Source organism: Actinomycetospora sp. CA-084318 (genome assembly GCF_050955885.1).
Lineage (GTDB): Bacteria > Actinomycetota > Actinomycetes > Mycobacteriales > Pseudonocardiaceae > Actinomycetospora.
In genome coordinates this window covers 220755-235448 of the sequence record NZ_CP192098.1, presented here as the reverse complement: position 1 = coordinate 235448, position 14694 = coordinate 220755, and the positions used below count along the sequence as shown (strand labels likewise).

At 73.2% G+C, this 14694-nt stretch carries 9 protein-coding genes; 7 read left to right on the top strand and 2 right to left on the bottom strand.

Annotated features, from left to right (window positions below):
* Positions 1-47: 47 nt before the first annotated feature.
* Positions 48-3440 carry an arabinosyltransferase domain-containing protein gene (locus ACQPYX_RS01110; protein WP_433801076.1) on the top strand — a complete coding sequence of 1131 codons (3393 nt, stop codon included), beginning with the start codon at positions 48-50 and terminating at the stop codon, positions 3438-3440.
* 97 nt (positions 3441-3537) lie between these two features.
* A complete protein-coding gene (locus tag ACQPYX_RS01105) occupies positions 3538-4479 on the top strand; it encodes a hypothetical protein (protein ID WP_433801075.1) in 942 nt (313 codons plus the stop codon).
* A gap of 34 nt (positions 4480-4513) precedes the next feature.
* On the opposite strand, the gene ACQPYX_RS01100 is transcribed toward ACQPYX_RS01105, so the two are convergent.
* A complete protein-coding gene (locus tag ACQPYX_RS01100) occupies positions 4514-4966 on the bottom strand; it encodes a GtrA family protein (protein ID WP_433801074.1) in 453 nt (150 codons plus the stop codon).
* Between the two features lie 65 nt (positions 4967-5031).
* On the opposite strand from ACQPYX_RS01100, the gene ACQPYX_RS01095 reads away from it, so the two are divergent.
* Positions 5032-8172: an arabinosyltransferase domain-containing protein gene (locus ACQPYX_RS01095; RefSeq protein WP_433801073.1), complete on the top strand. Its 3141-nt coding sequence runs from the start codon at positions 5032-5034 to the stop codon at positions 8170-8172.
* The gene (locus tag ACQPYX_RS01090) at positions 8156-11104 is read left to right on the top strand and encodes an arabinosyltransferase domain-containing protein (RefSeq protein WP_433801072.1); all 2949 of its coding nucleotides are present in this window, start codon (positions 8156-8158) and stop codon (positions 11102-11104) included. Before ACQPYX_RS01095 ends, ACQPYX_RS01090 begins: the two co-directional genes overlap by 17 nt.
* Here the strand turns inward: ACQPYX_RS01090 and ACQPYX_RS01085 are convergent.
* Positions 11070-11543 carry a MarR family winged helix-turn-helix transcriptional regulator gene (locus tag ACQPYX_RS01085; protein ID WP_433801071.1) on the bottom strand — a complete coding sequence of 158 codons (474 nt, stop codon included), beginning with the start codon at positions 11541-11543 and terminating at the stop codon, positions 11070-11072. The two genes, ACQPYX_RS01090 and ACQPYX_RS01085, sit on opposite strands and share 35 nt — an antisense overlap.
* 66 nt (positions 11544-11609) lie before the next feature.
* Between ACQPYX_RS01085 and ACQPYX_RS01080 the strand changes: the two genes are divergently transcribed.
* From ACQPYX_RS01080 to ACQPYX_RS01070, 3 genes are read left to right on the top strand one after another with little or no spacing between them, the layout of a single operon-like run.
* Positions 11610-12449 carry a VC0807 family protein gene (locus tag ACQPYX_RS01080; protein ID WP_433801070.1) on the top strand — a complete coding sequence of 280 codons (840 nt, stop codon included), beginning with the start codon at positions 11610-11612 and terminating at the stop codon, positions 12447-12449.
* A 48-nt stretch (positions 12450-12497) separates the two neighbouring features.
* Positions 12498-13868 carry an FAD-binding protein gene (locus ACQPYX_RS01075; RefSeq protein WP_433801069.1) on the top strand — a complete coding sequence of 457 codons (1371 nt, stop codon included), beginning with the start codon at positions 12498-12500 and terminating at the stop codon, positions 13866-13868.
* A gap of 7 nt (positions 13869-13875) precedes the next feature.
* Positions 13876-14631, top strand: coding sequence for a decaprenylphospho-beta-D-erythro-pentofuranosid-2-ulose 2-reductase (locus tag ACQPYX_RS01070; RefSeq protein WP_433801068.1), 756 nt, complete (start codon positions 13876-13878; stop codon positions 14629-14631).
* The last annotated feature ends 63 nt before the right edge of the window (positions 14632-14694 follow it).

Sequence of the window (14694 nt, the reverse complement as noted above, 5' to 3'; positions counted from 1 at the left end):
GCTCCGCTCCCCCTGGAGGTTCCCCCCACCATGTCAGGACGCACCCCGTGCTGACCTCGGACTCGGTCCCGCCGACCACCCGCAGCACGAGCAACGGCACCCGCCCCGACCCGGCGTCGGGACGGGACGACGAGCGCGTGCTGCGCCGGTGGCGCTGGATCGCGATCCTGCTCGGCGGGCTCGGCTCGGTGCTGGCGCTCGTCTACCCGTTCCTGCCGGTGGTGCAGGACACGGCGACGATCCAGTGGCCCAGCGCGACCACCGGCACCCGCTCGGTCGACGCGCCGCTCGTGGCGTTCCGCCCGGAGTCGATGACCGCCACGATCCCGTGCGCGGCCATCCGCAGCCTCGACGCCCGCGCCACCCAGCGCGCGACCGTGCTCTCCACGACGCCACCGCTCTCGCCGCAGGGCAACCAGGTGGGGATGCAGCTGTTCGTCGACGACGGGCAGCTCACCGTCGCCGACCGCGGCCAGCAGGCCGCGCAGGAGCCGATCCCCGGCGGCCCCTGCAACGTCACGATCACCTCGGACTTCTCCGAGACCGTGATCAACCTCGGCGCGGGCGCCGACACGGTGCTCGGCGGCGACTTCCGCCCGCAGGTCGTCGGCATCTACTCCGACCTCGACCAGAACCGCGACCCGGTCGCCGGCACCAGCGTCTCGATCACCCCGGACACCCGCTTCCAGACGACCGCGACGGAGCTCAAGACCGCCGCGGGCATCCTCGCGATCCTGTGCTTCCTCGGCGCGGTGTGGGCGCTGCACGTGCTCGACACCCGCGCCGGCCGCCGGGCCCCGCGGCTGGCCCCGCGGCGCTGGTGGATCCCGACCTGGCGGGACGGCGTGGTGGTCGCCGGGCTCGCGGTCTGGGCGGTCATCGGCTCCCAGACCTCCGACGACGGGTACATCCTCGGGATCGCCCGGGCCCGCGAGAGCGCCGGCTACATCGGCAACTACTACCGCTGGTTCAACGTCCCCGAGGCGCCGTTCGGCTGGTTCTACGAGCTGTACGCGGTCTGGGTGCAGGTCAGCGACACCGTGCTGTGGATGCGCCTGCCCTCGGTGTTCATGGGCATCGTCTCCTGGCTGCTGATCAGCCGCGAGATGCTGCCACGCCTCGGCCAGCAGGTCCGGCGCTCCAAGGCCGCCGGCTGGGCCGCCGCGATGGTCTTCCTGATGTTCTGGCTGCCGTTCAACAACGGCCTGCGCCCCGAGCCCGTCGCCGTCATCTCCGCGCTGCTGGCGTTCTGCTCGGTGGAGCGGGCGGTGGCCACCCGCCGGCTCGCGCCGGTCGCCCTCGGCCTCGTCGCCGCCGCGTTCGCCCTCGCCGCGACCCCGACCGGCCTCATGGCGGTCGCCCCGTTCCTCGCCGCCGCCCGGCCGCTGTTCCGGCTCGTGCAGGAGCGGGTCCGTCGCCTCGGCTGGCTGCCGGTGCTGCTGCCGATCCTGTCCTCGGGGCTGATCGTGCTGGTGGCGGTGTTCGCCGACCAGACCTACGCCGCGGTGATGGAGGCCAACCGGGTCCGCTTCCTGCTGGGGCCGAACTACACCTGGTACCAGGAGGTGGTCCGCTACGAGTCGCTGTTCTCGGTCTCCGCGGACGGCTCGCTGGAACGCCGGGCCCCGGTGCTGCTGCTGATCCTCGGGCTCGTCGTGTGCCTCGTCGTGCTGCTGCGCCGCAACCGCATCAAGGGCGCGGCGCTCGGCCCCTCGCAGCGACTCATCGGCACCACCCTGCTCGGCTTCCTCGTCCTCGCGCTGACCCCGACGAAGTGGACCCACCACTTCGGCGCGTTCGCCGCGCTCGGCTCGGGGATGGCGGCGCTGACCGCGCTGGCGACCTCGTCGGACGTGCTGCGCTCCCGCCGTAACCGCTCGCTGTTCCTCGCCGCGGTCTTCGCGACCCTCGCGCTGGCCTTCACCGGCCCGAACACGTGGTGGTACACGAACAACTGGGGCGTCCCCTGGAACGACAAGCCGCCCTCCTACGACGGCCACCAGGCCTCCACGCTGCTCCTCGGGGTCGCGGCGGTCTTCCTCGTCGTCGCGGCCATCGAGCACCTCCGGGGGGTCCCGGAGGAACGGCGCGACCCGTCGTCGGGAAAGAGCTCCCTCCTGACGACGGCCTCGGCGCCACTGCGCGATCGCGTGCGCAGGCTGCGGGGATCGCGGTCCGCGAGTGCGGTGGAGCGACGCGCCCGGGCGCTGCGGCTCGGGTCGGCGCCGATCGCGGTGATCTGCGGGGCGCTCGTGCTGTTCCAGATGGCGTCGATGGGCAAGGCGATCGACAAGCAGTGGGACAGCTTCTCGCTCGGCGGTGACGTGCTGCGCAACGCCTTCTCGTCGTCGTGCGGGCTGGCCGACCACGTCCGTGTCGAGGGCAGCCCGGCCTCGGGGATCCTGCCGGTCGCGCCGCCGTTCACCGGGGTCGTGCCCTCGGCGCGCGGGGTGCTGCCGATCGTGGCGCCGCAGGTGCCGCTGGCGCCCGGCCAGCAGCCCGCGCCGCTGCCGCCGGACACGGTGCCGGCGTCGAGCCCGCTCGCGCAGCTGGTCGACCCGAACCCGGTCAACGAGGGCTTCCACGCCGAGGACGCCGTGCCGCCCACCGGCGGCGGGACCGGCGTGTCGGGCTACGAGTACACGCTGCGCAACGACCTGTCCTCGCAGGTCCTGGGCACGTTCGACCCCGAGGGGCGGGCGACCGGGACGCTGCGCACGCCGTGGCAGTCGGTGGACGAGTCGCTGCGCAACGGGACCACACCGCTGGTGATCTCGGTGGCCGGACGCCTGGACGGCGGGAACTCGCTGTTCCTGCAGTACGCGAAGCGCTTCCCCGACGGCCGCATCCAGATCCTGGGCTCCGACCAGCTCGGCGGCGGCAGCGGCAACGAGCCGCCGTGGCGGGAGATCAAGGTCAACCTGTCGACGACGAAGGGCGCGACCGCCGACGAGGTCCGCCTCGTCGCCCAGGACCGCTCCCTCGGCCCCGACGGCTGGATCGCGGTCGCCCCGATGCGCGGGCCGAAGCTGGTGCCGTTCACGCAGGCGGTCGGGACGCAGCCGGGCTACCTCGAGTGGCCGGTGCAGTTCGCGTCGCCGTGTCTGCGGCCCTTCGACGTGGCCGACGGCATCGCCGAGGTGCCCACCTACCGGCTCATCGCCGACGCCTCGCAGTTCCGGATCGGCGGCGAGACCTGGTCCCAGCCGTCGGCCGGCGGGCCCATGGGCTGGATCGAGGTGCTGGAGCGCCAGCAGGACGTCCCGGCCTACCTCGAGGGTGAGGCGTCCCTGGACTGGGGCCGCATCGAGGCCCTGGAGCCGTACGCGCCGGGCACCGTGGCGCCGCAGGTCGTGCACGGTGAGAAGACCGTGTGGGGCAACCACAGCGAGGGCGAGATCGGCGATCCGCCGCCGGGGATCCCGTCGCCGGAGAGGTGACTTCGTCCCGTGAGTACTAATCCGTGTTCTGGCACGGATTAGTACTCACAGGCATCGCACCTGGAACCGATCGCCGCTCGCGGGACTCCAAGCCCGTGTGAGGGCGGAACTGCTGGAGATCGCGGCCGGTCAGGACAACCTGCTCACCCGTGCGCAGATGCTCGGCCACGGCATGACCGACGAGATGATCGAGGCCAACGTGGCCGCCCGGCGATGGGTGCCGGTGCTCCACGGCGTGTACGCCCTGTTCAGCGGCGAGCTGTCCCCGCACGCGCGTCGTCGGGCCGCGCTGCTGTTCATCCGCGGCCCGGCCGCCCTCAGCCACGTCTCGGCCGGAGCACTGTGGGGCTTCCCGGGCTGTCCCGACGACGGCCCGGTGCACGTGACGGTGCCCTACACGTCCTCGGCTCGTGGCTGCGCCGGCGTGATCGTGCACCGGAGCCGCGCCTACCGCTACGTCGTGGCGGACGCCGACCCGCCGGTGACGACGAAGACCCGGACCCTCGTCGACCTCGCCGTCGACGCGCCGAGTGCCCGAGAGGCGATGCGGGTCCTCACGGCGGGCGCTGCCGCGCGGCGAGTGGACGGGTCGAAGCTCCTCGAGGAGCTGACGGAGCGACCACCGCGTCGCTACGGCAAGGCCCTGCTGGCAGCGGCGAAGCTGCTGGTGGAGGGAGTGGAGTCGACGCTCGAGGCGGACTTCTCGAACGACGTCCTCACCGCCCACGGTCTCCCCCACGGTGTCCGGCAGGTGCCCCGGATCGTGGAGGGCAGGCGGCGCATCGAGGACCACGAGTGGGAGCTGCCGCTCGGCACCCTCACGGCGCGCCTCGACGGCTGGCGGTTCCACGCGAATCGCCGCACCGCCCACGCCGACCGTCAACGGGACAACGCCGCCGAGCTCGAGGGGCGTGCCCGACTCACCTTCGGCACCGAGGAGGTCGGTGACGCCTGCCGGACCGCCGCTCTCCTCGCCCGCCGGATGACGCAGCTGGGCTGGAGAGGGGAGCTCCGGAGGTGCCCTGCCTGTGGGTACTGATCCGTGTTCCGGCACGGATGAGTACTCACATGCGTCAGCTCCTGAAGAGCACCCACTTCATGACGACGAAGTTGATCGTCGTCGCGCAGGCCTGGGCGATCACCCACGCCAGGAACGACGACAGGAGCGGCGGGTTCACCGTCGGCGCGTCGAGCAGGTGCAGGACGAGGGAGTTCACCGCGACGTTGGCGGCGAACGTCGAGCCGTACAGCGCCACGAAGCCCAGGAACTTCGCCCCGCCGCCGGAGGACGCGGCGAACGTGAAGCGGCGGTTCAGCAGGTAGGCGGTCGTCGTGCCGAGGATGAACGACACACCCTTGGCCAGGGGCGCCCACACCCCGAGGGCCAGGAGCAGCTGGTAGACGCCGAGGTCCACGCACGCCGCGAACCCGCCGATCAGCACGAAGCGCACGAGCTGCGCCTTCAGGCCCAGCGCGGCCGGCGCGACCGCCGCCTCCGCGGGACCGACGTTCTCCTCGACGCTCACGCCTGTCGATGGTAGGGACCCTCCCCCACCGATCCGTCACCGCACCGTCGATACCGTTCGTGCTCATGGCCGTCGTCGAGGACACCCCCGTGCGCGTCACGGAGGACGATCCCCGCCAGCCCCCCTCACGGCGGACGATCCGTTCCGGTTGGTTCCTCGCGGCGCTCGCGGCGGTGACCGTGCTGCTGGGCGTCGCGATCCCGTTCGCGCCGGTCTCCGCGGACGACCCGGTGGTCAGCTGGCCGAAGGCCGGGCAGCCGGCCACATCCACGAGCGTGCCGCTGGTCCCCTACCGCCCGCTCGCGATGACGGCCGAGGTCCCGTGCCAGGCCCTGCGCGGCGGCGGCGACGCGCTGCGCACGCAGCCCGCGAGCGCCGGTACCCCGGGCCGCGGCCTCACCGTCTCGAACTCGGGCGGCCGGGTCACGGTCACGAGCGACGGCGCCACCCTGGTCGACGAGGTCCTCCCCCTCACGCCGTGCGTCTACCGCTACGTCAACGACGGCACGACGACGACGCTGACCCGTGACGGCCAGCAGCTCTACGCCGCGCCCGGCCAGGCCCCGCAGGTCGCCGAGCTCGCCACCGACGCCCCCGGCACGCCCGGGCTGGCCGCGACGATCCATCCCGACGACCGCTACTCGAGCGTTCCGTCCGGGCTCAAGCTGACGCTGCTGATCCTGCACGTCCTGGCGCTCGCCGCGACGATCGTGCTCGCCGCGCGGCGCTGGTGGGGCCGGAACGACCGCGGGTTCGTGCGGCCCCGGTTCCACGGCGCGGACGTCGCGGTCGGGGTGGTCAGCGCGGCCTGGGTGGTGCTCAGCCCGCTGCAGAACGACGACTCCTGGTACCTGCTCATGGCCCGCAACGCCGGGGCGACGGGGTACGTCGGCAACCAGATCTACATGTTCGACGCGACGGAGAACCCGTTCGTCGGCAGCCAGTACCTGATGTCGATGTGGGGGTCGGTCGGGAACTGGCTCGGCATGCCCGGCTGGGGCCTGCTGTGGATGCGGGTCCTGCCCCTGCTGCTCGGCCTGCTGACCTGGTTCCTGCTGCGCGGGGTGCTCGCCACGGCGCTCGGGCGCATCGAACGTCGCCGCTGGGTGCCCTGGACGCTGCTCGCCGCGCACCTCGCCTGGTTCCTGCCCTACGGCATGGCGCTGCGGCCCGAGGTGTTCATCGTCCCGGTGTTCGCCGGCGTGCTCCTGCTCGCCGAGATCGCGCGGAAGCGGGACGCCGTCGGACCGCTGATCCCGGCGACGGCGCTCGCGGCGCTGTCGGTGACCATCTCGCCGTCGGGCCTGGTGTCGGCCGCACCCGTCGTCGTGACCCTCCCCTGGCTCTTCCGGTGGCTGCGGACGACGAGCTGGCGGACGCGGCTCGGCGTCGTCGGCGCGGTGATCGCGGCGGGGACGATCGCGATCCCCGTGGGATTCGGCGACGCGACCCTGGGCGACGTCATCGAGGCCACGGGCGTGCACTCCTGGTACTACGTGACCTTCCCCTGGTACGAGGAGTGGGCGCACTACCGGACGCTCATCGAGACCGGGACCTGGGGCCGTCGGCTCCCGGTGCTGCTCACCGTGGTCCTGCTCGTGATCGTGTCGATCGGCTCCGGGCGCCGGGGCCGCAGCGACGGACCGCTGCACGCCTACACGCTCTCCACCGCGGTGACGACGGCGGTCGCGCTGTTCCTGCTCGCGCTCGGCCCGACGAAGTGGGTCAACCACTTCGGCGCGATCGCCGCGCCGGGGACGCTGCTGCTGACGCTCGCGATGCTCCAGACGCCGCTGCCGCGGCGGCCGGGCGCGCTGGTCACCGGGGCCGGGGTCGCGCTGCTCACCGGGGCGACGGTGCTCGGGTTCGCCGGGCCGAACGTCTGGAAGCCCTACTCCGACCGCGGCCAGCCGTTCGGCAAGCACCTCGACCCCGACCTGTCGATGCTCGACATGGAGCAGCTCGCGCCGCACATCGGGCCGCTCTACCTGCGGCAGTTCTGGTGGTGGGTGGGGCTCGCCCTCGCGGCCGCGCTGTTCGTGGCGTGGCGCCGACGGAACCGCAGGCCCACGTTCGGCATCACGCCCGACCGGGCGGTGCTCGTGCCGTCGGTCGTGATGACCGCGCTGCTGATGGTCGCGGTGATGGTCTACGCGCCGGTGATCCAGGCGCCGGGCTGGTCGGTGGCGGGCGCGCAGCTGCAGGCCCTCGCGGGGCGGCCGTGCCAGCTGTCGAACTCCGTCGAGGTGATGCAGCGGACCCCCGCCGACCTCGGCGCGCCGCTCACACCCGCCGTCGGGACCGGGGACTTCGCCCTGACCGAGCCCGGCAACGGCGGTCCCGACGAGGCCCCGGTGCCGCCGCCCGGGCCCGCGCCCGGCGGGACGGGACCGGCGATGTGGCACGACGCGGTGACCAGCGACCCGAACCTCCCGCAGCAGGGCACGGGCCTCGGCACGCTGACGACGGGCTGGTACCCGGTGCCCGCCGAGTCCACCGCGACGCACGTCGTGGTGCCGGTGGCGGGCAACGACCCCGACCAGCAGCGGATCGTCCTCGAGTTCGGCTACGGCCCGGCCGCGGCACCAACCCGCACCACCGCGGTGACCGTCAACCCGGCGAACGGGCTGACCGCGCGGCAGTGGCAGGAGGTCCCCGTCCTGCTCCCCGGCGAGCGGCCGACCGCGGTGCGTCTGGTCGCCGAGGACCGCGTCGCCGGCCCGGACACCGCCCTCGCCGTCGCGCCGCCGCACCTCGCGGCGATGCAGCCGGTGCAGTCGCTGACCGGCCCGGACACCTACGGCAACGGACCGGGCACCGGCCCGCCGGTCTTCGCCGACCAGCTCTCCGCGGTGCTGTGGCCGTGCGTGAACCAGGTGGCAGTCCAGCACGGCATCGCCCCGACCCCGGTCGTGCGCCTGCAGGCCGCGGAGAACACGCCGGACTTCATCCTCACGAACCCGACCTACGAGTCGTGGGGCGGCACGATGGTGCAGTCCGAGCGGACCTGGGCGACGGTGCGGATCTACTCCACCGTGACGCCGGGCGGCCCGCCCACGCTGCAGTGGGGCAACGTCGACCGGATCGTCTATGACCATCCGACCGACGATTACGACCTGACCGTCGGCTCGGTGTCCCGCAGCGGCCTGACCCGGTTCCCGACCCTCGCCACGGAGGCGTACTCCGGGCGTGAGTACCTCGGCTAGGTGGATCGCCCTCGTCGCGGGCATCGTCTCGGTGCTCGCGGCGGTGGCGTTCCCGTTCGCGCCGGTAAGCCAGCCGGTGGTCACGTACGCGTGGCCGACGTCGACCACACCCACCGGCGCGGCGATCCCGATGCTGCCCTACCAGCCGCAGTCGCTCGTCGTCTCCGTGTCGGCCGACGCGATCCGGGCGGCCGCCCCGGGCACGGTGCTGTTCAGCACCGCCCCGCCGGTGACCGACCCGCTCGCCGAGCCCATCCAGGGGCTGACGGTGCGGACGGACGCCGACGGGGCCGAGGTGACCTCGGGCGGACGGACGTTCGCGCCGGTGCCGGCCGGGACACTCCGGATCGACTCGTCGATCGCGGCCACCACGCTCACCGTCGACGGTCGCGAGGTGGCCCGGGCGGACGGGGACGTGCGCCCCGCCGTGGCCGGGGCGTTCACGGGTGCGACGACCTCGGCGGGGCTGAGCTTCTCGGCGGTCGGCGACACCCGGTTCCAGACGACCGCGAGCGGGTGGAAGGTCGCGCTCGGGGTCGTGGCGGTGCTCGCGTTCCTGGTGGCACTGGGCGCGCTGTGGCGGCTCCGTCCCCGTGGCACCTCCGGTGCCAGCAATGCGTCACTGCGTGCACCCAGTGACAGGAAACCCACATCGTCGGGAGGCCCGCGCGCCCGCATCGCCGACCTCGGCGTCGTCGGGGGCCTCCTGCTGTGGCAGGTGATCGGGCCGTTGACGGTCGACGACGGCTACATCGCCGGGATCGTGCGCTCGCTCGGGCAGAACGGGCAGGTCGGCACCGTCTTCCGCTGGCTGAACTCCCCGGAGACCCCGTTCGGCTGGTTCTACGAGGTCCTGGCGGTGATCGCCGGCGTCGACCCGGCGCCGTTCTGGCTGCGCCTGCCCGCGACGGTGCTCGGGATCGTCGGCTGGTTCCTGCTGACCCGCTCGGTGCTGCCGCGGCTCACGGCCCCGTCGATGCCGCTGCTGGCCGGGGTCGTCTACCTCGCCTGGTGGCTGCCCTACGACCTCGGCGTCCGGCCCGAGCCGTGGGTGCTCGTCGGGTCGGCGCTCGTGTTCGTGCTGGTGGAGCGGGCGATCGAGCGGTCGAGCGCCGTCGCCCTGGTCGGCGCGCTGGCGATCGCCGGAGTCACGCTCGCGGTCACCCCGACCGGCCTCATGGCCTTCGTGCCGCTGCTCGTCGGGCTGGCAGCGCTCCGTCCCCTGCTGAAGCCGGCCACGCTGGTCGTCGGGATCGCCGCCCTCGGCCTCACCCTCGTCGTGGTCTACGCCGATCAGACCTGGGCCTCCGTGCTCGACTCCGTCGGCGTCCGCACGCTGATCGGCGGCGACCGGCCCTGGACCGACGAGTACGTCCGCTACGCCTCGCTGCTCACCGTCGGCGACGCGGAGGGCAATCTCGGGCGCCGGGCCCCGGTCCTGCTGCTCGTCCTGGCGTTCGCCGCACTGGCGTTCGGCGCCCGGGACCGGCTGACCGGCACGAGCCGCCGGGTCGTCGTGGTCACGCTGCTCTCGCTGGTCTCGCTCGCCTTCACCCCGACGAAGTGGACCCACCACTTCGGCGCGTTCGCCGTCCTCGGCACGGCCACCACGCTGCTCGCCCTGGACGCCTGGCGGCGCTCTCTTCCCGACGACGAGGAGCGTCGGCTCCGGCGTGCGTCCGTCGGGGTCGCGGTGGCCGCGGGCGTCTCGGGGCTGACGCTCGCGGGCTACAACCAGTGGCACTGGATCTCGAGCTACGCGATCACCTGGTCGACACTGTCGCCGCAGCTCGGCGGCGTGCGCTTCGCCGACGCGGTCCTGGTGGTCGGTGCGGTCGTGGCGGTCGTCCTGGCGGTCCTGGCGCTGCGAGAACGTGGCGAACCTGTCACTGGACGACAGCAACGACGCTTTCCTGCCACGGAGTGGGCGCCCGGACTCGCGATCGGCGTCGTCGTCCTGGTGGTCGCGATCGAGGTGCTCTCATTCGCGCGGACCGCGTACCAGCGACGGGACTCGTACACCCTGGCCTCGGACTCGATCGCGTCGTTGACGGGCCGCTCGTGCGGCATCGCCGACCGGCTCCGCGTCGAGCGCGACCCACTCGCCGGGCTGCTCCCGGCCGACGGTCCCGGCGCCCTCCCGACGACGGGTCCCGACGGCCCGAGCATGGCCGGCGCCGACCTCCCCGGCTGGCGTGGGCCCGACGTGACGACGGGCTGGTACCGCCTCCCCGGCCGCGACACCGCGACGTACCCGCCGGGCGAGGAGCCGGGCCCGCCCGGGCCCGTCGTCGTGACCCTGACCGGTCCGGTCGCGGCCGGCGACGTCGTCGCAGAACTCCGGGACACCGCCGGCGCGATCACCCGGGTCCCGCTCGACGAGGGCGCGACGCAGTACGCGGAGTCGGCGAGCGTCAACGCCCCGCGCTCGCGCGACCTGCGCCTCGACCCGGCGCTCTCGGCCGACCACACCGCGATCCGGCTGGTCAGCCGGCGTGACACCCCGCTCGACCAGGGCTTCTCGGTGCCGCGGATCGCCCGCCTCGTGCCGTGGAACGACGTCCTGCTCCCCGGCACGCCCGCCGCCGTCGACTGGCCCGGCGCGTTCCTCTTCCCGTGCACCCCGTTCCCGACGCTGCGCGACGGCGTCGCCGAGCTCCCCGGCTGGCGGGTCTCCACCGACGCACGCAGCGAGGCGGAGTCCGGCTACATCAGCTACACCGCCTCGCAGGGCGGCCCGTGGCTGACCGCGCGGGCGCTGGTCCGGCAGGTCCGCTACGCGGTCTACCTGCCGGGCCTGCCGCTGACCGACATCGCGAGCCTCGAGCGCTGGGTCCCGACGACGCCGCTGGTCGCGCCGCAGGTGACCTCGCGCGAGGTCTCCCACAGCGGGTTCGCTACGCCCGGTCCGCTCTCGATCGGGGAGAGCTGACCACCCGGGCGGTGTGCCGCTTCAGGATCTCCGTGGTCGCGCCCAGGTAGCGGCCGATTGACGCGAGCTCGTCGGCGGTGAACCGGGTCGCGAGCTCGGCCATGTCCTGTCCGAGTGGGCCGAAGACCGTCGGCAGCACCTCGTCGCGAGGGGTGTCCGGGCGCAGCACGACGAGAACGCTGCGTCGGTCGTCGGGGTTCGGCCGCCGCTCGACGTACCCGGCCCGCTCGAGCCGGTCGATCATGCCCGTGATCGCGCCCGTCGTCAGGCCGGTCTCCTGCGCGATGCGTCCGGCGCTCACCGCGCCCAGGCGGTCGAGGACGTCCAGGCACTTCCGGTCGGCCGCCGAGAGCCCGAGGGCCTGCCCGACGGCCTCGTGGAACAGCACCACGGCCGCCGTGAATTCGCGACCCAGCAGGGTCGGGTCTTCGTTCGCCACGGAGTTGACTGTAACTCACCGGCTCATTAGCTTAACGGCTAAGATTCTTACGGACTGGAGCTGTGCATGAACCCCGTGAAGGTGCGGATCGTCGGGCTCGCGCTCGTCGACCTGGCGACCGATGTCGTCGTGCCCCTTGTGGTCACCCTGGCCCTGACCGCCGTGGGGGTCTCGAGTTTCCTCGCCCTGAGCGCGGCGGGGGTGCTGGTCGGCGGGAAGGTCGCGCTCGGGCGTCTCGAGGCGTGGCGGGCCGATCGCCGGGCGGCGGCCGTACTTGGCGCGGTGGTGCTCGCCCTGGCGCTGCTGGCCGGGCTGGCGGCAGCCGGTGTTCCCGACGTGGTGGCCGCCGCGGCGGCCGGCGTCGTCGTCGTGGTCCCCGTGGTGCACTCGCTGCTCTCCGACGGTCGACGCCTGGACGGGGCCGCGCTGCTGGTCCTGGCCGAGATCGTGGCCTCGGTCGTGGTCACACTCGTCAGCGACGATCCCCGCTTCCTCCTGGCCCGGCCCGCCGTCTACACCGCGGTCGCCGGGGTGGCCGCGCTCGTCACCTGCGTCCGGGGGCGCCCGCTCATGCTGGACGCGACGAAGCCGATGGCGGCCGGCGGCGACCCCGTCCGGGCGGCGGCCTTCGAGGCGGCCTGGGAGCACGACGCTGCGTTCCGACGGGTCGAGCGGTGGATGACGGCGTCGTTGGGGGTGGTCCTGCTCCTCGAGGCCGTCCTGCGGGTCGTCGTCGTGTACGGCTCGTCGACCCCGGAGGTCGCGATGACGGGGCTGTTCGCGCAGGTCCCCGGGATCGTGCCGGTGCTCGCCTGGTTCGTCGGCGTCCGTGTCCTGGCCGTGCCTCGCGCGAGCCGCGCGGTCGACCGGTTCATGCCGGCGCCGGTCCCTGCCTGCCCGCGCTGACGTACCTCCGGACGGGGCGCGCGAGCCCGCGCGCTAGCCTCGACGTCGATGGCTCGCACCGTGAAGACCCTGGTCGGATGGGCCCGCACCGCCCCGAGCCGGGCGACCGTGCTCTCCGGCGACGAGGTCACCTCCGACGTCCAGCTCGCCGAGGCGGTCACGACGGCGGGTCCGCGCGGTGTCATCCCGCGGGGCCTCGGCCGCTCGTACGGCGACCCCGCGGTCAACGCCGGCGGGCTCGTCGTCGACATGACGTCCCGGAACCGGGTGCACGCGATCGACGCGGAGAGCGGGCTGGTCGACGTCGACGCCGGCGTCTCGCTGGACACGCTGATGAAGGTCGCGCTGCCCTTCGGCCTGTGGGTCCCGGTGCTGCCCGGCACCCGCCAGGTGACCATCGGCGGGGCGATCGCCAGCGACATCCACGGCAAGAACCACCACTCGCACGGCAGCTTCGGCAACCACGTCGTCGCGATGGACCTGCTCACCGGCACCGGCGAGATCCGGCGACTGGAGCCCGAGGGCCCCGAGTCGGAGCTGTTCTGGGCGACCGTCGGCGGGATCGGCCTGACCGGGATCATCCTGCGCGCGACGGTGCGCATGACGAAGACCGAGACCGCCTACTTCGTCGCCGACACCGAGCGCACCGCGAACCTCGACGAGACGATCGAGCGGTTCTCCGACGGGTCCGACGAGGCCTACGACTACTCCTCGGCCTGGTTCGACTCCATCTCCACCGGGCCTTCGCTCGGTCGGGCCGCGCTCGGTCGGGGGTCGCTCGCGACGCTCGACGAGCTGCCGGAGAAGCTGCGGCGCGACCCGCTGAAGTTCGACGCCCCGCAGCTGGCGACGCTGCCCGACGTCTTCCCGAACGGCCTGGCCAACAAGGCGACGTTCTCGCTGATCGGCGAGCTGTACTACCGGAAGACGAAGAACAAGCGCGGCCAGATCCAGAACCTGACGGCCTTCTACCACCCGCTGGACCTCTTCGGGGACTGGAACCGGGCTTACGGCTCGAAGGGCTTCCTGCAGTACCAGTTCATCGTCCCGCTGGCCGCGGAGGCGGAGTTCCGCTCGATCATCGCCGACATCGCGGCGTCCGGGCACGTCTCCTTCCTCAACGTGTTCAAGAAGTTCGGCGAGGGGAACCGGGCGCCCCTGTCGTTCCCCATGCCCGGCTGGAACATCTGCGTCGACTTCCCGATCGTCGACGGCCTCGGGCGCTTCTGCCGCGACCTGGACCGCCGCGTCCTCGCGATGGGCGGCCGGCTCTACACCGCCAAGGACTCCCGCACCGACGCCGCCACGTTCGCCGCGATGTACCCGCGGCTCGACGAGTGGCGCAAGGTGCGCGACGCCGCCGACCCGGAGGGCGTGTTCGCCTCGGACATGTCGCGCCGGCTCGCCCTGACCAGCTAGGAGCATCATGATCGACGCCGTCGGACACCCGTCCTCCCTGCTCCTGCTCGGGGGCACCTCCGAGATCGGGCTCGCGATCGCCGAGCGCTACCTCGCCGACGGGCCGGTGCGGGTCGTCCTGGCCGGGCGCCAGTCGCCGCGCCTGGCCGACGCCGCCGCCCGCCTCGAGCGCGCCGGCGGCCACGTGGAGACCGTCGAGTTCGACGCCAAGGACGCCGCGGTGCACACCGAGGCCGTGCGCAAGGCGTTCGCCGGCGGCGACATCGACATCGCCGTCGTGGCGTTCGGGCTCCTGGGCGACCAGGAGAAGGCGTGGCAGGACATCGACGTGGCCGTCGAGCTCGCCGAGGTGAACTACGTGGCCACCGTGTCGGTCGGCGTCGCCCTCGCCGCCGAGTTCCGGCGGCAGGGACACGGCCGCATCGTCGCGCTGTCGTCGGTGGCCGGCGAGCGCGCCCGCCGCTCCAACTTCGTCTACGGCTCCACCAAGGCCGGCATGGACGCCTTCTACACCGGCCTCACCGAGGCGCTGCGCGGCGACGGGATCGGCGTGACGATCGTCCGCCCCGGCTTCGTGAAGACGAAGATGACGGCGGGCATGGACTCGGCGCCGCTCGCGACGACGCCGGAGCAGGTCGCCGAGATCACGGTCGGCGCGGTGACGAAGGGCCGCGAGCTGGTCTGGGCGCCGCCGCAGTTCCGGTACGTGATGAGCGTGCTCCGCCACATCCCGCGGCCGATCTTCCGGCGCCTGCCCGTGTGAGCTCCGCTCATGTGAGCAGAAAGTGGGCCTATAGCCCCACTTTCTGCTCACCTGCGCGGCAGC